Below are 19,760 nucleotides of genomic sequence, written 5' to 3' on the forward strand. Positions count from 1 at the left end.
AAGAGTTTTTCCTGATAATTTTTCTTGCCTTGCATGTAGTAAATTAGCACTTTTAGCTAACTTGTGCAACAGGCACAACGGTTATCGCAAATGCCGGGTTTTGCCAAAAAGAACTAACTTAGTTTCCATAACAAACCAAAGCGTTAAGCCGACAAATCCGCTTCCATAACTCCGCGGCACTTGTCGTTAACCGCAACAGTTGTATGCAATTTTGAGAAAATACTAACTATAACATAAATTTTATGATCGAATTCCACGAAGATTCCAATGCACTTCAAATCCATTATTACTTAAGTGACAAATCTCATTCAATGAATGCTTACACTTTAAATAAAGCAGAGAATGAGCTTTTAAAAATTATCGGGGAAGTATCTAAAATATTAGATATACAAGTTGTAACTGAGGCTTATGCTTTAGAAGAAGGTGGAATAAAGGAAATATACAAGTTCGTTCTAAAGCATAAAAAACAAGCAAAATATATAGGTGCGTTTTTAGCGGGAATTTCAGCAACTATAATTTCAGATGTAGTTGGGAATTCTATAAAAACTGACGCTGAGTTGGAAATGCTGAAAAAGGAAGAACTCAGGTTGTCAATAGAGAAATTAAAAAGAGAATTAGAAGATAGTGATCCAGAAAATACGCAAGCTAATACTTTAATAATTGAGAACTTATCAATTGTACTTGCTGAAACCAATAAGGTAAAAATATCTAAATCTAACTTTTACAATACACTACTAAATGAAGAAAAAATTAGTAAAGTTTCAACACAAGAATTGGACAGGAATTTAGAACCAATTGGGCAAGAGAAAATTGTCCCTAGAGCAGACTTTAATAAATTTATAATTGAAGAAGCTGAGATAGAAGATGAGTTTTTGGAACAAGTCGAGTTAGAAATTGTTTCTCCGGTTCTAAGAAGAAATAGATCAAAATGGAAGGCTATCTATAATGACAACTCATTCAGTTTTACAATGAAAGATAATTATTTCCAAGAATTGGTGATAACTAGAAATCTAAGTTTTTCAAATGGAACTAGTATAATTTGTGATCTGGAAACTAGTCAGAAATTAGATATGGAAGGAGAAATAATTCCTGGAGCTAAAAGAGTTTATAATGTATCAGCAATAATTTACAAAGATGGAACTAGATATGATGTAGAATAAAAACTGCATACAATAAAGAACTGAGCTAACATCCAAGTAAATTATCCCATTTTTGATACAAAATGCTCATCATAGGGTAGTCCTGATTTTAATGAAGAGATAAACCAAAAGCTGAAAGAAACCGCGCAGGCACTTTATAAACATTGGTTTATTGATTTTGAATTTCCTAATGAAGATGGAAAGCCTTATAAATCCTCTGGCCGAAGTATGGTTTTTAATGATGAACTCGACAAGGAAATTCCTGAGGGGTGGGAAGTTCTTCCTTTAAAAAAGTTAACTCATTATTCGAAAGAAAGAATAAATATTAAAGAGCTGAATCTGGAAAACTACATTTCAACAGAAAATATGTTACCGGAAAGAAAAGGGATAACCGCAGCTACTAATCTTCCCAATTCAAAGACAGTGACTAAATTTACTGTAGGAGACATATTAATCTCAAATATCCGTCCGTACTTAAAAAAAATCTGGAAAGCTAATTTTGCTGGGGGATGTTCAAATGATATTATCTGCTTTAAATTAAACGGTAGAATTAATCCAACCTTCCTTTATTATACTCTGGAACAAGATATCTTCTTTGATTATGTAATATCAGGAAGTAAAGGGACAAAAATGCCAAGAGGAGATAAGAATTGGATTATGAAATATCTGATTGCAATTCCTTTGAATGATGACCTTTTAAATCGGTTTGCGAGTAAAGCCAAAATTCTATCTCAGGAAATATTGATTAAACGTTCTGAAAATTTCAAGATGGAAAAAATTGAATCAATTGTCTTGTCAAAAATGGCGACCATAGAAGAATCAATATAATATTAGCTATGAGTAAAGGTAGTTTAAAAAATCAGGAAATTGAAGACTTTATAAATGTTCCATTTAATTCTCTATCACCTGTAAGTGATCCTGAAAAACATAAGTTTTACTGTGATTCCCTAGAATGGGCATTATTAAACAGGAAAGAGAAAGATATTAAGAATATCGCTCTCACAGGAACCTACGGCTCTGGGAAAAGCAGTATTTTAAAAACATTTCAGGAGACAACCACAAATGAAAATTTGAAATTTTTAAATATTTCATTAGCAACTTTTAAAGAGGTAGAAGACAAAAATGCATTCTCACGTAGAGAAATAACTAATGATGAGCTTAAACAAAATGTTGATTCCCTTTCAACTATCACAAATGGAACAACAGGGTCTCTGATGGGTACTAAAGACCAATTAAGATTAATAGAATTAAGTATTCTTCAACAAATCTTCTATCATGAAAAATATGATAACATACCAGATTCTCGGTTCAAAAAGATAAGGAGTTTAAAGCCCCAGGAAATTCAGGAGACCACTTGGTTGTTATTTGGACTTATCTTCATATTATTTACTTTTTTTAATTTTCACTATCTCCGATCCTTAATGAATCTGCCGGAACCTAAATTATGGTTCGCATATATCCTACAGGGTTTATTGGCCATTGGAGGAATGATACTTTGCTTTTATTTCCTAAGAGGTATAGTTGAGTTTTCTCAAAAATTTACAATTAGTAAATTAAATTTTCAGAATTTTGAAATTCAGGTTGCGGATAAAATAGACAAATCTATTTTAAATAATCATCTGGATGAAATATTATATTTTTTTGAAGTAACAGATTATAATGTTGTAATTATCGAGGATTTAGATCGTTTTGAGCAAACAGAGATTTTTACCAAACTTCGCGAAATAAATCTTTTAATAAATAATTCAAAATCGATTAATCGTACCGTAACCTTTATTTATGCTATTCGTGATGAAATGTTTAAGGATAAAGATCGTACAAAATTTTTCGACTTCATAATTCCGGTTATACCAGTTATCAACTACTCTAACTCCAATGAACAACTAACCCGAGCATTAGGAAAATTTGATTATTCTTTATCTACAGAATTGATAGATCAAGTTGCATTTTATGTAGATGATATGCGGCTTCTGTATAATACTGTAAACGAATTCCATATTTACTTTCAAAAATTTAAAGGTGAGAAATATCAAAATAAACTTTTCGCAATAATCGTATATAAAAATATTTATCCTGAAGATTTTGTTATGCTAGGGAAAAATCAAGGCCTATTATATAAAAACCTAGTAGAGAAAAAATCCGCTTGGATAAACGATACAATCCGAGAAATTAATGAGGAAATTTCAAGTTTAAAAAGTGAGCTGGCTAAGTTGGAAGAAGCATTACCTAAAAATATGGAAGAATTGAGACGAGTTTACCTTATGGAATATATAAAACGTGCAAACAGCTTAACATATTTTCGTATTGCAAATACCAATTATTCCGTTGAAAAAATGTTAGAAGAGGAAAACTTCGAAAAATTAAAAAGTGGCACAATTTATTATAGAGAGAACCAGTATAATAGACAATTTAACATTAAATTTTCTGATGTAGAATCATATGTGGATCCAAAAAAATTATATTCTGAAAGAAAAAGAGAAATTGAAAGCAAAAATTCTGGAAGAATTAAGGATATACATGAAAAATTAAATCAAAAAGAGGAAGAAAAAAGAAGAGTTAAAAGTGCTAAAATAAAATATCTTCTAAAGAATAAAAGAATCACTTTGTCTTCAAAACCTTCTAAGCAGGAACAATTAATTATTCTTTTGATTCGGAATGGTTACATAGCTGAAGATTACCTTAACTATATTTCTTACTTCTATCCAGGTAGCATAACAGAAAGAGATCACTGGTTCTTAATGAATGTAAGGAATGAATCTGAAAGCGAATTTAATTATAAGTTGGATGAAGTAGATAATGTGATAAAGAAAATAAGTGATTCAGAATTTGAGAAAAGCTATGTTCTTAATTATTCACTGTTGGGCCACCTTCTTGAGAGCCGTAAATTTGCTACCAAGAAAGAAATATTCTTCCGACAATTAGCAAATGAATCTGATATTTCTGTAAAATTCAATTATTCTTACATTAAAGAAGGCGGAAATTTACAATTATTCGTCAAAACTTTATGTGCAAATTGGACACATTTCTGGCGTTACATTGAAAAAGATAGCTCTCTTTCAGAAGATGAAAGGTCTAATTATCTTTCCCTTATTCTTAATAACGCTGAAATTGAAGATATAGAAAAAATAGCTTCTACCTCCCAATTAGAAGTAGTGTTAAATGAAAAATCAGATTTTTTTTCAGTAGTAAATGGTTCTAAGAGACAAATCGAAATCATAGATCATTTTGATCTAAAATTCAAATCATTAAAATGGGATGATTCCTCTAATAAAATAAGGGAGTACATCTATTCTATGAATAACTATGAAATCAATCCCTATATGTTGAGGATAATGATAAAGGAATTCGGTGAATACAGGGACAGTGATTTTAATCATAGTAATTATGCAGCCATTCAATCGTCTGGTTGTGATAGCTTAATTAATTATGTAGAAAAGAATATAGAGGAGTATGTCAATTCGGTTTATTTAAAACTAAAAGATAACTTCAAAGAAAAACAGGACTATCTACTTAAATTACTAAACAATCCAGACATCAAAAAGGCAAGTAAAGAAAACATAATCTCTCAAACCAAAACTCTATTGCCTTCCCTTTCTGAATTAGAAGAACTTAAAGAATTGAGTGATTTTTTACTTGAAAATTTAAAGATAGAACCTACCTGGAAAAATGTAATTTCTTACTATCAAGAAAAGGAGAATTCATTTTCGGAAACACTTACTGGTTTCCTAAATAATCCAAAAATTGCTAAATCTCTAGTAAAAAATTCTATTAAAACAGATAAGGAATTTCTAAGTTTCAGACGTGATTTCTTGTTAAACAATGAGATTCTCGATGAATTATATATTTCTTATTTAAAAGCCGTACCGCTTGCTTTTAAAGAATTAAGCTTTGAAAGTATATCCGTAAAAAAAGTAGAAGCATTAGTAGATGAGCATAAATTATGGTTCAATCAAGAGAATTATAACAAACTAAGAACAAATTTTGCCCCCCTACATCTTATCTTTATTATCCTGAATATTTCAGAGTTTTTCAAAATATATGCAGAAATTACTCTCTCAGAGCCTGATTTAGCGGAAATCCTCGGAAATTCTAGATTAGCTGATTCTCATAAGATAAGGTTAATTGAAAAATTCGAAACGGAAAACGCAATAACGGATAATAAAGCACTGACTCTAATTGGAAAAATGGTTTTGGAATATACAGAACTAAAATTGTCTGATTCATCCATTTCTTCAATTTTATTAAAATCCTTTTTAAAAACAAATGAGAAAATAAAGTTATTCCTTAATAATCCTACTTCTTTTGATAAGGAATTTATAACGTCTTTTTTAAATTCCTTAGGAGGGGACTATAAACATTTAAATGAAAAAGGACCAATGCCTTACTTTGAAAAATCTGACATCTTGATTAATTTCTTCCAGCTCTTAAAAAAGGAAGGTAAAATCTCTAAAATAAAAGAAAAACAGGATCTTATTCAAGTTACAACCTTTAGAAAATAAACCATGTTTATAAAATCCAATGATAATCTAACCGCTTTCCTATAGCACAAGACAAATACAACATGAATAAAAACGGCCTACAACATAACCTGGTAGAGGAGCTAAGCCAGCTTATAGAACAGGGAAAACATCAAATCGCGGTACAGGTAAACAGTACCATGACTTTGGTGTTTTGGGAAGTAGGCAAACGCATAAATGAGGAAATACTGCAAAATGAACGGGCAGATTATGGTAAAAACATTGTGACAACGGTGTCGTCACAATTGAAAAAGCGTTACGGGAATAGCTTTGGAACCCGAAATGTAAGGAGAATGATGCAATTTGCCGATATCTATCCCGATATTCAAATTGTAGATTCCCTATCAAGACAATTAAGCTGGTCGCATTTTGTGGAACTATTCCCAATAAAAAGCAAAGAAACCAGAAACTTTTATGCCCACCAGATAGCAGAAGAAGGCTGGAGTGTAAGGGAAACCCGGAAGCAAATAGAACGAAAAGCTTTTGAGCGCAAAGAAATTGCCAACAGTCAGTTGTCGCATTCCGGCACAGCCATGCAGCATAGTTTTAAAGACCCTTATTTCCTGGATTTTTTAGGATTAAAAGAAGGCTATCTTGAAAATGACCTGGAAGCCGCCATTTTGAAAGAACTGGAATATTTTATCCTGGAACTGGGGAAAGGATTTGCTTTTATCGAACGCCAAAAGCGAATGATTATAGACGGGGAAGATTTTTATCTGGACCTGCTTTTCTATCACAGGAAATTAAAACGACTGGTAGCCATCGAATTGAAAATAGGCAAATTTAAAGCGGCCTATAAGGGGCAAATGGAACTTTACCTTAAATGGCTTGATAAGTACGAAAAACAGAACGGGGAAGAATATCCCATCGGGTTAATATTATGTGCTGAAGCCAGTTCAGAACAAATAGAACTTTTAGAAATGGATAAAAACGGGATCATGGTCGCCGAATACTGGACAGAATTGCCACCGAAAAAAGAACTGGAACAAAAAATACATCATGCCCTGGTCGCAGCGCGGGAACGTATAGCACAGAAAAAATTACAATAAACCAGGCTGGAATGAGTAAAAAGTTTACCGAAGCACAACTGGAAAGTGTTTTTGCCACGCAGCTGGAGCAGGAAGGTTACAAGCATCAATTAGGAGGAACCATATCCCGACAGGAAGATGAAGTGCTCATTGAAAGTGATCTTCGGGAATTTCTCTTGGCAAAGCTTTAAAAGTCGGGCTTATACTACTACTACTACTACTACTACTACTCGATGAACACGGTTATCCGCCAGTGGAACGAGACGAGGTTTATGAAGAAATCTTTGAACAGGCGGAGAATTTTAAGAAGAATCGACCAGCTTAGAGGAACCCCTAAAATTTAAGGCCTGGCACTAACAGTGTAAATATTTAACCACTCAAATAGTAAAAATACCCTATAAAAAGTTTTTGAATTTGTATGACTTTGGCTTTCGATAAGACCATTTAGGGAATGGCTCATAAATTTTAAGTTTTTCCATTAACCTCTCCAGATTATTATATATGTATCCAAGATCTTCATTATCGTATAAATATTCTTCAATATCTGAATCCCAAAAAAAATCACGAAGAATCGCTATCTTTCTCAAAAATGGCATTCTTGATCCCCTTTCAAGATGTTCGAGTAAAACTAATTGACGGTGTAATTCAAGTAATTTGTCAATGACCTCTTTCCTGAATTCATCGTGAAATTGTACTTCTTTAAATGCTCCCTGCTCTTCCATAATTATTGAATATTTGGTGATTACTAAATATACTACATTGATTTAAATGGTGATATTTGAAAAAGAATACATAATTAAAATGCTTTATGCTTCAAAGTAACCCAACCAGGAAAGGGACAGGAATAGAATTATGGGGTGATTACGGTGACTTAACAAGCCTGTATGAAACCATTCACAAAATAGGAGAGAGGGTAAATGAATATAAAAAGGAAGAGAAGGGGAAATCAGATATAATAATGGGCTTTGCTTACGAGCTTCGTAAGGCCTTCCAGCATTCCAGGTTGAAAGAAAATTTTGTTTTTGATTCTGAGAATAAGGTTGAATATTTAGGCTTCAGATACCTATGGACAGGCTTACTTTATTTGATTTCTGTTCTTCGCTATAATGCAGGTTATGTAGTGTTGGATGCCCTGGATCAGGCAAACCTTTATATCCTGGAATATAATTGTAAAAAAGCCTTATTTGATTATGATCCGCAGGGCGCACAAAAAATTCAAAATTTCCTAGGTCAAGGAATTGATATACATAATGACCTGGTTTTTTTAGTGCTGCAGGCCATTAATATAGAATATTTAAGCAAGACCCCGGGAAAAAGAAGATTTCGGAGTATACCAGATTTGTTAATGGCTTATTCCCAATATTCGCCAGCATAGAGAATGTGGAAGTCTGATATGGTAAGCAGGGCTAAGGAATTAAGCTGTAATATAGAAGAATTAAATTATCATGATTATCCTGAAATAGTTTGGTAATCGTTAAGTGAAAAAGCAGCTCTCAGACAGAATTGATTTTTGAAAATCTACAAAACTATCTAAAGCTGCTTTTAAAAACCTTAAACCGTCGCATAAGGAGACTGCAATCCAAAGTCCCATTTAAGGCTTATAAAATAAGTCTTATACCATCACCAGGGAAATGCCATCCGAGGCTGAATATAAGACTTAAAATATTATAATATTTACAAATTACTAAAATAAGCAATTCGGAATAGTAGTATGGGAAAGAAAAAGTTCCTGGCTTTGAACAAACGCAGGTAGTTATTTACCGTAGTGTGGGAGATATTCTGTGTGTAATAAGTAAATTGAGCCTTCCAAAGGATGTGATCCTTTTTTCTTACATTTCAAGTTGTGAGAAATAAGAAGATGAGCTTAAAGTAACTTAAGGTTGTAAATATCAGGTCAATTTTAATAGAAATTAATATGGAAGAAAATAGAAAAACGGTAGCAGAATTGACTATTTATTACAAGAAGCAGCGTTTGACCAGCCTGATTTTTGATAGTCAGCAGACTGCAGACAGATGCTTTGAAACTTTAAATATGCTATTTAACAAAAAAGGAGAAAAGGAATTTTCGTTTAGTGGAGAAATCAAGAAAGTATATTCGGGTAGTAGTCTTATTGAGGAACTCAAAAATTGGGAAGATGGGAAAATAGAGCCCAAAGGTACGCTTCTGGAAATGATAAAAATCCTGGATCGTTTAAATTAGAGTTAAAATAGAGGGTAATTCATTTTCATTATTTCGCTTATACTCAGAAGATTTTTATTTTCAAATAGCTTACATAATTAAATAGAAATTTTTTCATTTCCATCTAAGATTCAAAAAACTATCTTTGTAAAAAATATTCTTGAAGCGTTTTGCTTTGAGTCCGGCACTGAAACTTAGGAACTTTCGATAACAGCAGGACAACAAGTGAAGAACGCTCATGCTATTGCGTGGGCGCACTTATTGTTGTTAGGTTTCCTAAGACCTCAGTGCTGTAAGTTGCTGCCTGCGCTATTTTAAATCAGGCGGTATTAATCCATATTGATATGAAAGCAGCCGCCAAGCATTTTCCCGGATTTCAGTATTCAGCTTCAGAACTCCTCAAATACATTACCGTAGCAAAAGATTTTACCATCATGCTATCATCAGGAGAATTTATTAAATTTACTCCCATTGACGATTCTTTATTTGAAGATTGGCTCATTGCAAACAATGTTCAGAATATCAGAAAAGAAGAAGGCTGGATAACCGAATAACCAGCCTGAATACTTTACTTCCCTTTTCCTAACTCATTCAGCTTTTCATTGAGTTCAATCAGTCCGGCTTTTTCGAGATACTGACCGGCAATACTTTTCAATTCTTCCAGATTTTCTTCGGGCACATTGGATAAAAGTCCATTATTCTTCTCATCATCTTTAACGACCAATCCACGCTCAATTACATGGTTTAGTAATAGCACATTTTTACGTGAGATCCTCAAATCAATCTTCACTGTGTCATTCATACCAGGGATACTTAATATCGTATCATACACTTTGGCTACATCATTCGTTGTCAACATAATCACACGTTTTTAAATCATTCAACATCAGTAACAAAAATAGTAGGAGTTAAAGAAATCATCCTCATCAAAATATAGAGGAGATAATTTTTAGAGCTATGGAAAATAAATCAAACGCTCTCATTATTACTGGAGGTCCCGGAATGGGAAAGACTTCGGTGGTAGAACAACTTACAGTTATAGGATAACATTCCGTTGAAGAAACTGGTAGAAGCATTATTCACAAAGAACTTAAAACAGATGGAAATCGTTTACCGTGGCTTGACAAAAAAGGATTTGCAATGTCTATGTTTCAGCAATCCTTTGAAGATTTTCAAAATGTGTCGGAGAAGAGTGGATTAACATTTTTTGACCTTGGTATTCCAGATGTCATCGGATACCTAAAACCCTGCAAAATTTCCATTCCTGAAACAATATGGCAGGCAGCGAAAGAAAACCGATATTATATTAATGTTTTTATTACCTCACCTTGGAAAGCAATTTACGTAAATGATGCCGACAAAAAACAGACTTTTGAAGAAGCAGTTGCCACGTATCATAACATGAAAGAAAGCCATTCTTTCTTGGGGTATAAATTGATTGAACTGCCTGAAACCACAGTTTTAAAAAGAGCAAAATTTATTCTTGATTATCTTTTAACCTGCTGACTACCATCCTGTTCAAAATATAGAGAGGATGGGTGGAAGCCATACCACTTGTTTAACTTTACGTCCGTGAACTGAATAGTGAAGATGAAAATGTGTAGTTATGGATTTCAGGAAACAAAAACTTTCCATTGAGGAAGCTAAGGAAATGGATATGGTTCAGTACCTCTCCTTGTTAGGTCATGAACCTTCAAAAATCAGGAACAATGACTATTGGTATCGTTCTCCATTGCGGCAGGAAAAAACGCCCTCTTTCAAGGTTAATCGAAAACTGAACCGATGGTACGATCATGGTCTTGGTAAGGGAGGTAATATTATCGATTTTGGGATTCAATATTTTGATTGTTCCGTTGGAGAATTTCTAAAAAAATTAGATGGTGGTTTTTCTTTTCAAGAGCCCTTAAAAAGTATTCCCAAAAGAGAAGGTGAACCTGAGCATCAACTTAAAATTTTAAAAGAGATTGAGCTTAGTTCGTATGCATTGATTCGCTATTTGGAACGACGAAAAATTCCTGTGGAAATTGCAACCCAATATTGCCTGGAAGTACATTATAAACTGAATGCCAAAAGCTATTACGGAATCGGTTTTAAAAATGATTCCGGCGGATTTGAAATACGTAATCCTTACTTCAAAGCAAGCAGTTCTCCAAAGGACATTACTACTGTAAAAAATGGTTCTGATGAGGTGACAGTATTCGAGGGCTTTATGGATTTTCTTTCGTTCAAAAGTATCAGAGAAAATGAGGTAAATAATACTTCTGATTTTGTCATTTTAAATTCCCTTTCCCTGTATGAAAACGCACGCCCATTTTTGGAATCGCACAAGTCAATAAAGCTGTACCTGGACAATGATGCCGCCGGGCAAAAAGTTGCCAGAAAAGCATTGTCTATTGGAAATAAGTATCATGATAAAAGCAGGCTTTACCGAAACTACAAAGACCTTAATGACTGGCTTGTGCATATTGAGAAGCAGCAGAAGAAACGCTTAGGGAGTAAACTGTGATAGTATTTCTAAGCATTTTAGAAAACCTCACTATTTAGAGAATTGCCAAAATCCCTGAAAGTGAATAATAGGCATCCGGGAGACATTGGCAAAACGATGAGTTTGCAACGTTCCTGCAAACGGCAAGATGAACGGTTGTTAAACAACCGACATCTTGCTGCCTATCACTCGGAACTCGTGGGCAGGGCGTATAGAATGAATTTTTCAAGATAAAGGAGAAGGAGATGGAAGGAACAAAATCAAACAGGACACGCATTATCGGGCTGCGGTTAACACCCGATGAGTATGAAAAAATTGAAAGGAAATGGCAACACAGCACCTGCCGAAAGCTGAGTGAATATGTTCGTCACAGCCTTTTTGAAAAGCCCATTGTAACGACGTATCGCAACCAATCTGCTGATGATTTTATGGCAGAAATGGCTCAGCTTAGAAAGGAACTTAACCATGTAGGCAACAACTTTAATCAGGCGGTAAAAAAGCTCCATACACTTCAAAAAGTCACAGAATTTAAAAGCTGGCTGATTGCCTATGAAGTAGAAAAAAGAACCCTGTTCAATAAGGTGGATGAGATTAAAAATCACATCCAAAAAATGGCAGAAAAATGGTTGCAGTAATCAAAACAGGGCACTCCATTCACCGCATTTTAAACTACAATGAGAACAAAGTGAAACAAGGCGTTGCGGAATGTATCGGGGCAGGAAATTATCCGGTTGACCCGGATAAAATGAGCTTTACCATGAAGTTGAACCGCTTTTTAAAACAGATGGAATTAAATGAAAAAACAAAACGGAATAGTGTCCATATTTCACTCAATTTTGATGTTTCAGAAAACCATTTGTCAAAGCAAAAACTGCTTGAAATAGCCGACAGTTACCTGAATAAAATTGGTTTTGGTAAGCAACCTTATCTGGTCTATCAACACCAGGATGCAGGGCATCCACACATCCATCTGGTAACTACCAATATCGAAGCCGATGGCAAACGAATTGACCTGCACCATTTAGGTATCCGTAAGTCTGAACCAGCCCGAAAAGCATTGGAAAAAGAGTTTGGTTTGGTGCAGGCCGAAGCTCAAAAAAAAGATGAAAATTATCAGTTAAAACCCATAACTGTAAGTAAGGCAATGTATGGTAAATCACAAACCAAAATGGCTATTCAGAACATTCTGGAAAATGTGTTGAATCCATACAAATATACCAGCCTTCCGGAGCTGAATGCAGTACTTAATCAATACAATGTAAAGGCAGAACGAGGAACGGAAAATTCAAAGGTTTACCAAACCGGTGGATTGCTATATCGGGTACTGGATGCTGACGGGAATGCGGTAGGGGTTCCTATCAAAGCCAGCCTGTTTTATAATAAACCAACCTTGAAATTTTTAGAGCAGAAATTCAAAGAAAATGCCACTAAACGAACACCTTTTAAAAGACGGATTAAAAATGCGGTGGATAAGGAATTGTTATCAAAAAAGATATCCATCCCGGAACTAATAAAAACATTGGAAAAACAAGGTATTCATATCGTGCTTAGGCAAAATGCTAACGGAATTTTATACGGAATCACCTATGTGGATCATCAAACCAAATGTGTTTTTAACGGGAGCGCTTTAGGCAAAGCCTATAGTGCCAAAGCCATTCAGGAAAGGTGTTTACCGGAAGGAGTTTCGGGAAAGGATTTGCTAAAGCATCCCGACCCGAAACAGACCATTGGGTTACAGCCACAGACTACCGCTGCGGCAGAAACCAAAGAAGCTGATAAAGAGGTTCAATATGCTACTATACCAACAGGAAAAGAAAATGTATTAGAAGTTTTGACCCAGGCAGAAAACACCTCAGATTATTTACCTAATCAGCTTAAAAAGAAACGCAAAAAGAAGAAAAAAAGAAACCTGAATAATAACCCCTAAAAAATTAAAGCTATGGCAATGCACACCGGAGAAAATGAACAGGCGCTGAGAAAGATACTGGATATGACCAGGCTTATCAGCATTACCATATTAATCATCCATTTCTATTATTACTGCTATAGTGCTTTTGAACTATGGGGATGGAAAAGCACATTTAGCGACCGTATTTTAAGCAATATTTATAAGACGGGATTGTTCAGCAATTTTCACAAATCGAAATTAATTGCCCTTGGTTTTTTGGGGATATCTCTTTTAGGAGCCAAAGGGAAAAAGGATGAAAAACTAAACCACAGAACGGCTTTTGCCTACCTGATTACAGGATTACTTATTTATTTCATCAGCTATCTGTGCATGAAGCTGAATACACCTATAATAACGACTGCTATTCTGTATATGGTTCTAACTGGAATAGGTTTTCTACTGGTATTGACAGGAGGTACCTTACTTTCCCGAATTATCAGGGATAAAATCAATAAAAAGGATATTTTTAATAAAGAAAATGAAACCTTTCCACAGGAAGAACGGTTGCTGGAAAATGAATATTCAATTAATCTTCCTGCGAGGTACCAATTAAAAGACAAGCAACGGAAAAGTTGGGTCAATATCATTAATCCATTTCGGGCGATTATGGTATTGGGAACTCCCGGTTCCGGGAAATCCTACTTTGTAATACGTCATGTGATTACCCAGCATATCCGTAAAGGATTTACCATGTTTGTGTACGACTTTAAGTTTGATGATCTTTCCAAAATAGCCTATAACACTTGGCTGAAAAACCAACATCGATATATCAAGCCCCCGGCATTTTATGTGATTAATTTCGATGATCTTACCCGTAGCCATCGGTGCAATCCCTTAGAGCCTTCAGCAATGACCGATATTACCGATGCAGCAGAAAGTGCCCGTACTATTTTGATGGGGTTAAATAGGGAATGGATTAAACGTCAGGGGGATTTCTTTGTGGAATCCCCAATTAACTTTCTAACGGCTATTATCTGGTATTTGAAAAAATACAAGGATGGAGAATTTTGCACTTTGCCGCATGTGATAGAATTAATGCAGGTAGATTATGATAGCCTGTTTACTTTGCTTCGTGCCGAAAAGGAAATTGAAGTGCTGATTAATCCTTTTGTTAATGCGTACCTAAATGATGTTATGGAACAATTGGAAGGTCAGATCGCTTCCGCAAAAGTGGCAATGGCAAGGCTTTCCTCCCCACAATTATACTATGTGTTATCGGGTAATGATTTTAATCTGGATATTAATAATCCGGATGATCCAAAGATTGTATGTATGGGAAATAATCCGCAAAAAATACAGATTTACGGAGCGGTATTATCCCTCTATGTAAACCGCTTAATTAAGCTGGTGAACAAAAAAGGAAAGCTAAAGAGTAGTCTCATTTTTGATGAGTTTCCTACTATCTATCTGAACAATATGGATAGTTTGATTGCCACTGCCCGGAGCAATAAAGTTTCTACCTGTCTGGGTATTCAGGATTTTAGTCAGCTCCGCAAAGATTACGGCCGTGAGCAGGCAGATGTGATGATGAATATTACAGGGAATATTATTAGCGGTCAGGTTACCGGAGACACTGCTAAACAACTATCGGAACGCTTTGGGAAAATTATGCAGGACAGGGAGAGTTATTCCATTAACAGTGGGGACACTTCCATCAGCCGATCCCAACAATTAGAAGCAGCGATACCACCTTCCAAAATATCAGGGTTGAGTTCCGGTGAATTCGTGGGTATGGTAGCCGATAATCCAGATTGTAAGATTGACCTGAAGGCCTTCCATTGTGAGATTATCAATGACCACGACAGCCTTAAGCGTGAGGAACAAAATTACCAGGACATTGAAGTCATCCGAAAGCTGGATTCGGATATGGTGCAGCGAAACTATTTCCAAATCAAACAGGATATACAGGATATTATCCAATCAGAAATGGAACGCTTGTTAAATGACCCGGGAATGAGCCATTTGGTGGTGAGGAAGTAGAATTAAGACTTTGAAGTTCTCTAATAGACTTACGAAATTGATTAAACGTTTTTGCACCAATATCGAGAGGTTGTTTTATATATCAGTTTATCTAACAAATAGTTACCTGAAAATTTCCTGTTAAATTTATAGCAGAATTTATTGAGGTAATCTCGCAAAATTTGCCTTCGACTTTATGGTAAATGCCTGGCGATGTAATAACATTTTTCAAAAATTCACGGAACTTTTGAGCCGGGAGAAAGAACTCTCCAATAAAGTGAAATATTACGCACAGAAGCTGAATATCACTCCCCAGAATCTAAATGCCATCTGCAGGAAAGAAACCGGGCAATCTTCTAACGAGTTTATTGCAGACCATAATATCAATGAAGCAAAAAGACTACTGCTTTACACAGATGTGACCATAGGTGAAATTGCGCACCGGCTTAATTTTAATGACAATTCACACTTTACCAAATACTTTAAAAGGCATGTGGAGCAAACCCCGATAAATTTTAGGAATGATAATTATTAAATACCACAGCTTTTTCAAATAGACCAATGATTGAGATTCTTGTTGCATAACTTTATACTTCAGCAAGAAAATCAAACATGTTTCAAAAAATATTGACGACAGACGCTTCAAAGACCATCATTATTATTTGGTTGATGGTGGGTGCGGTGTATATTTCCGAAGAATACAAAAATTCTTATATCCGAAGGTTAGAGGCCACGGCAGATTTGATAAAATTGGTTTTCCTAACCCCGAATTCTGGGGAAATTTCGTAGGGGTGTCTGAAATTTTATGCGGAGTTTTACTCTTACTGGGTTTCCTAACAAGAGGGGCCGCTTTGGCAGTGCTCATTAATATGACCGTGGCTCCATTAGTGTAACTAAAATCCCTATTGCCTTTGGAGCAGGTTTTGGACCGTTTAACCTGCGGGAATTCAATAACTACGGATTTTGGAGCACGGCTCACGAAATAAGTACCGATTTTGCCATGTGGCTGGGAAGTTTATTTTTTTTGATAAAGGGAGGCGGGTCCTGGTCTATGGATCATAAACTTAAAAAATAAATTTTAAATAAGATGATATGAAAATTAATAATGATCTTGAAAATAAGTCACAGGAGACTTCCAGGAGAGGCTTCATTCGAAAGATTGGATAATGGGTTGCCGGTGTAGGAGTGTTGGTTTGTCAGGAATAGCTATTTCGTGCAATAATCAGGAAAGTTCAAAAGAAAATTCAGAAAAAGAAAATTCAGAAAAAGAAGAGGAGGAAGAAGAAATGATTTCGGCCAACGAAGATTTAAAGCGGGAATACGGGCTTGGGGGGAACTTCAGGTAAGATTGAAAGAAATAAAGCAAAGCCTTAGCATGATAAGACACATTTCCGCTGAAAAAAATTCCGGAAAAAATTTATTTGAGAAATAGAAATTTCTGGAGTAAAGCCGACAGGGCCTTCATTGAAACAGCAACAGATACAGCTCGTCTTAAGGTGAAACTGTCAAGAGGGAAGGTGGTGCAATTAGCACTAGAATCTCCTTCAACGAAACTGACCGTGTAATGCCGAAGGTGACAATGCAACAGGAGTTTTCAGAAGCCCTTGTGGCTGTGACCTCCTTAGGAATTTCACCATTGGAAATAGATAAATAAACCTGAATCATGATAATACTCATATTAGCATCAATTTTTCTGGGAATCTATGCTATAATGGTGGTGGAACACTGGTCGATTTATAAAAGTTGGGATTTTGTTTATCCTTTTTCAATATTTACAGGATATTTTATTCAGGAAGATTTAGAGCCCCGAAAACGCGATGAATCATTTATGAGACAGCCCCTATTCTTTTCATGGTGGCTAGTTTATTGGCAATAAGAGTGCTGCCATTTTCTGAATCTGCAGTTTTGGCCAGGATAGGCACAGGAGTACTATTTATTAACGCTGCCCTGGCCTATATGATGGTTGCTCTTTTAATTTCGGATTGGGCACTTAAGGTCATTTACAGAATGATTGAGGGATTGCGTTTTTGGGGCAGCTCATCTCTTACTCCATGCCTATTGTAATGGCTATAACCACCACAGTTATCTGGACGGAATCTATGAACAATGTGGAAATTGTGCAATCTTTGATTAACTTGTGGAACACACCAGTTGTCTGGCCATAACCGTTGTGGTAGGAATTGCTCTACAGTGGATATTATAAAATTCAATTTGATTTTAAAATCATAAAAAAATGAAGAAGATAGAAAAAGCCATAGCCTATGAACCTACATTTGAAGAAGATGTACGTAAAGGATTAACTGTTTACCCAAAGTACTTATTGTCAAAGTATATTTATGACCAAAAAGGAGATAAGCTTTTTCAGCAAATAATGGACATGCCAGAGTATTATTTAACAAGGAGTGAATTTGAAATCCTCAGGAAAAATACTCAGGCCATTTCTGAAATATTTAATGGAAAGGATGGCTTTGATCTGATAGAACTTGGTGCAGGAGACGGTAAAAAAACAAAATTGTTATTGCGTTACTTAAATCAAGAGAACATTAATTTCAGCTATCTACCCATAGATATAAGTCCTTCTGTTTTGCAAGAATTAGTTACTTCTTTAAAAGAAGAATTACCTACAGTAGAAGTAAAAGCGCAGCGGGGAACATATTTTAAAACACTGCAAAAATTATCCAATTACAACAGCAGGAAGAAAGTTATCATTGTACTGGGGTCAAATATTGGGAATTTACATCACAAAGATGCCATAGACTTTCTGAAAAATATCCGCTACGCTATGGAGCAAGAAGATATCCTCTTTATGGGATTTGACCAGAAAAAATCCCCGCAGAAGATACTTGATGCCTACAGTGATTCAGAAGGAATAACTGAAGCATTTAATAAAAACCTGCTAATAAGGATAAATTCTGAACTGGATGCCAATTTTAAAACCGATTCCTTTTTACATTGGGAAACCTATGATCCAGAATCAGGAACAGCCAAGAGTTTTTTGGTTAGCAAGTTAAATCAAAAGGTAAAGATTAAAGCTTTAAACCTTGAAGTGCAGTTTCATGCATGGGAGACAATTCATACTGAAATTTCTCAAAAATATGACGATAAAGTAGTGAATTGGCTCGCCCGAGAAGCTGGATTGCAAGTGGAGACATCTTTTACTGATAAAGAAAAATATTATAAAAATTATATCTTTAAAATTGACTATTAGAACCGTCAGTGACAGAGACAAGAGTTATTTAAGCTTTTCTTAAAATTCACATCCTTGTAATCTGAAAAAAACGGGCCAATAAAAAAATCAGCCTGCATAATAGTATTTTTGTTTCACCGCAAACTAGAAAAGTTATAAGTGAAAAATGATTATGGGTTGCATTTTAATAAATGAATATTTCATTTTTTGAATATCCGTAATCACTCATAATGTAATTATTTTGTGTAAATTTCCTGAAAATTAGGAATATGAATCTATTTACTTTTACGGCAAATTTTGATAGTGAAGAAGCCTGCCGTATGCATTTTAAGGAGCAGCGGGATAAGCTGGGGGTTGTATGCAAATGTGGAAGCCAGGAACACTTTTGGATCAAAAGCAGGTGGAGCTATGAGTGCAAACAATGTAGGAGTAGGATCTCCCTTCGCAGTGGAACGATCATGCAAAGTTCAAAGCTTTCTTTTTTGACCTGGTACAAAACCATGTTTTTAATGAGCGCTACTAAAAAAGGATTTTCCAGTAAAGAGATCCAGACTCAGCTAGGCCTGAAAAGATATGAACCGGTTTGGGCGATGGTGCACAAAATACGAAAAGCGATGGGCAAGCGGGATGCCCGCTATACTTTAGAAGGAATGGTCGAGATGGATGAAGGCTATTTTACAGTGGAATCATCTGAAGTAGAACAGGATAAAGGCCTCCGTGGGCGGGGAGCTGCTGGAAAACAAAATGTGGCCATCATGGCAGAATCCACTCCTTTGGAAGATATAAAGACCGGGAAAAAATCAAGACAGGCCGGCTATTTTAAGGCGAAGGTGCTCACCAGCCATGCGGCGGGGGAGATTAATCAAACGGTGAGCGAATCTATAGATGAAAAGAGTATCGTATTTACCGACAAAAGTACCTCGTATGTGGATATCGCTGATTATGTGGAACTTCATATCAGTGAAAAATCCAATAAGGACACTACTAAAGAAACTTTGAAATGGGTGCACCTTGCAATAAGCAATGCTAAGCGGAACCTGCTTGGGAACTATCATAAAATCAAGGGAAAATATCTACAGCTATACTTAAATGAATTTGTGTACAAGTTGAACCGGAGGTATTTTGGAGAACACCTTTTTGATAGGCTCATAATCGCCAATATTACAGGGTTATGACATTAAACGGATAATCATTTTTCATTTTAATCATCTTTCCCCGTGAGTGCAGAGAAGAGCGCAGCACCTAAAAAGGTTCCTGCTATTAGGCCAAGGGTTTTGCGGTTTTCATAAAGTTTATCATAAATGCTGTAACTCTGCGC

General features: G+C 35.3%; 20 protein-coding genes and 1 pseudogene. 19 read left to right on the top strand and 2 right to left on the bottom strand.

Features of this window, described 5'->3' with window-relative positions; genetic code table 11:
- Window positions 1-242 precede the first annotated feature (242 nt).
- From AB8M93_RS17635 to AB8M93_RS17660, 6 genes are all read left to right on the top strand, one after another.
- Window positions 243-1,160 carry a hypothetical protein gene (locus AB8M93_RS17635; protein WP_311533305.1) on the top strand — a complete coding sequence of 306 codons (918 nt, stop codon included), beginning with the start codon at window positions 243-245 and terminating at the stop codon, window positions 1,158-1,160.
- Between the two features lie 207 nt (window positions 1,161-1,367).
- Entirely contained in the window at window positions 1,368-1,967 is a 600-nt protein-coding gene (locus AB8M93_RS17640) for a restriction endonuclease subunit S domain-containing protein (RefSeq protein WP_311533306.1), read from the top strand.
- Between the two features lie 8 nt (window positions 1,968-1,975).
- The gene (locus tag AB8M93_RS17645; RefSeq protein WP_373060148.1) at window positions 1,976-5,638 is read left to right on the top strand and encodes a YobI family P-loop NTPase; all 3,663 of its coding nucleotides are present in this window, start codon (window positions 1,976-1,978) and stop codon (window positions 5,636-5,638) included.
- Between the two features lie 62 nt (window positions 5,639-5,700).
- On the top strand, window positions 5,701-6,705 hold the full coding sequence (locus AB8M93_RS17650) for a PDDEXK nuclease domain-containing protein (RefSeq protein WP_311533308.1): 1,005 nt from the start codon (window positions 5,701-5,703) through the stop codon (window positions 6,703-6,705).
- Window positions 6,706-6,716: 11 nt separating this feature from the next.
- Window positions 6,717-6,875: a hypothetical protein gene (locus tag AB8M93_RS17655; protein ID WP_311533309.1), complete on the top strand. Its 159-nt coding sequence runs from the start codon at window positions 6,717-6,719 to the stop codon at window positions 6,873-6,875.
- A gap of 11 nt (window positions 6,876-6,886) precedes the next feature.
- Entirely contained in the window at window positions 6,887-7,009 is a 123-nt protein-coding gene (locus tag AB8M93_RS17660) for a type I restriction enzyme endonuclease domain-containing protein (RefSeq protein ID WP_489671769.1), read from the top strand.
- A 70-nt stretch (window positions 7,010-7,079) separates the two neighbouring features.
- On the opposite strand, the gene AB8M93_RS17665 is transcribed toward AB8M93_RS17660, so the two are convergent.
- Window positions 7,080-7,406 (bottom strand): hypothetical protein, encoded by a 327-nt coding sequence (locus tag AB8M93_RS17665; protein WP_311533310.1) that lies wholly within the window; start codon window positions 7,404-7,406, stop codon window positions 7,080-7,082.
- A gap of 86 nt (window positions 7,407-7,492) precedes the next feature.
- Between AB8M93_RS17665 and AB8M93_RS17670 the strand changes: the two genes are divergently transcribed.
- The 3 genes from AB8M93_RS17670 to AB8M93_RS17680 all read left to right on the top strand — a co-directional run bounded on the left by AB8M93_RS17670 (window position 7,493) and on the right by AB8M93_RS17680 (window position 9,417).
- Window positions 7,493-8,059, top strand: coding sequence for a DUF6904 family protein (locus AB8M93_RS17670; RefSeq protein ID WP_373060150.1), 567 nt, complete (start codon window positions 7,493-7,495; stop codon window positions 8,057-8,059).
- 540 nt (window positions 8,060-8,599) lie between these two features.
- Window positions 8,600-8,884: a hypothetical protein gene (locus tag AB8M93_RS17675; protein ID WP_311533312.1), complete on the top strand. Its 285-nt coding sequence runs from the start codon at window positions 8,600-8,602 to the stop codon at window positions 8,882-8,884.
- A 323-nt stretch (window positions 8,885-9,207) separates the two neighbouring features.
- Window positions 9,208-9,417, top strand: coding sequence for a hypothetical protein (locus tag AB8M93_RS17680; protein WP_311533313.1), 210 nt, complete (start codon window positions 9,208-9,210; stop codon window positions 9,415-9,417).
- A gap of 14 nt (window positions 9,418-9,431) precedes the next feature.
- Here AB8M93_RS17680 and AB8M93_RS17685 read toward each other — a convergent pair whose 3' ends face one another.
- Entirely contained in the window at window positions 9,432-9,722 is a 291-nt protein-coding gene (locus tag AB8M93_RS17685; protein WP_311533314.1) for a hypothetical protein, read from the bottom strand.
- A 206-nt stretch (window positions 9,723-9,928) separates the two neighbouring features.
- Here AB8M93_RS17685 and AB8M93_RS17690 point away from each other — a divergent pair.
- The 10 genes and pseudogenes from AB8M93_RS17690 to AB8M93_RS17740 all read left to right on the top strand — a co-directional run.
- Window positions 9,929-10,369 (top strand): annotated as a pseudogene (locus AB8M93_RS17690) (AAA family ATPase); the annotation flags it as partial.
- 100 nt (window positions 10,370-10,469) lie between these two features.
- Window positions 10,470-11,369, top strand: coding sequence for a DUF8464 domain-containing protein (locus tag AB8M93_RS17695; RefSeq protein WP_311533315.1), 900 nt, complete (start codon window positions 10,470-10,472; stop codon window positions 11,367-11,369).
- Between the two features lie 224 nt (window positions 11,370-11,593).
- Complete coding sequence (locus tag AB8M93_RS17700) at window positions 11,594-11,983, top strand: plasmid mobilization protein (protein ID WP_373060152.1); 390 nt, start codon at window positions 11,594-11,596, stop codon at window positions 11,981-11,983.
- The gene (locus AB8M93_RS17705; RefSeq protein ID WP_373060154.1) at window positions 11,971-13,275 is read left to right on the top strand and encodes a relaxase/mobilization nuclease domain-containing protein; all 1,305 of its coding nucleotides are present in this window, start codon (window positions 11,971-11,973) and stop codon (window positions 13,273-13,275) included. Before AB8M93_RS17700 ends, AB8M93_RS17705 begins: the two co-directional genes overlap by 13 nt.
- Before the next feature lie 18 nt (window positions 13,276-13,293).
- On the top strand, window positions 13,294-15,276 hold the full coding sequence (gene mobC / locus AB8M93_RS17710) for a conjugal transfer protein MobC (protein ID WP_373060166.1): 1,983 nt from the start codon (window positions 13,294-13,296) through the stop codon (window positions 15,274-15,276).
- A 175-nt stretch (window positions 15,277-15,451) separates the two neighbouring features.
- Window positions 15,452-15,790 carry a helix-turn-helix domain-containing protein gene (locus AB8M93_RS17715; RefSeq protein WP_373060156.1) on the top strand — a complete coding sequence of 113 codons (339 nt, stop codon included), beginning with the start codon at window positions 15,452-15,454 and terminating at the stop codon, window positions 15,788-15,790.
- A gap of 127 nt (window positions 15,791-15,917) precedes the next feature.
- Window positions 15,918-16,148, top strand: a complete 231-nt coding sequence (locus tag AB8M93_RS18780) for a DoxX family protein (RefSeq protein WP_489671768.1) — start codon at window positions 15,918-15,920, stop codon at window positions 16,146-16,148.
- A 300-nt stretch (window positions 16,149-16,448) separates the two neighbouring features.
- Entirely contained in the window at window positions 16,449-16,601 is a 153-nt protein-coding gene (locus AB8M93_RS17725; RefSeq protein WP_373060160.1) for a hypothetical protein, read from the top strand.
- A gap of 887 nt (window positions 16,602-17,488) precedes the next feature.
- On the top strand, window positions 17,489-18,463 hold the full coding sequence (locus AB8M93_RS17735; RefSeq protein ID WP_373060162.1) for an L-histidine N(alpha)-methyltransferase: 975 nt from the start codon (window positions 17,489-17,491) through the stop codon (window positions 18,461-18,463).
- A gap of 248 nt (window positions 18,464-18,711) precedes the next feature.
- Entirely contained in the window at window positions 18,712-19,617 is a 906-nt protein-coding gene (locus AB8M93_RS17740) for an IS1595 family transposase (RefSeq protein ID WP_373060164.1), read from the top strand.
- The last annotated feature ends 143 nt before the right edge of the window (window positions 19,618-19,760 follow it).

The sequence above is a fragment of the Autumnicola aciditolerans genome (assembly GCF_041679265.1).
GTDB lineage: Bacteria > Bacteroidota > Bacteroidia > Flavobacteriales > Flavobacteriaceae > Autumnicola.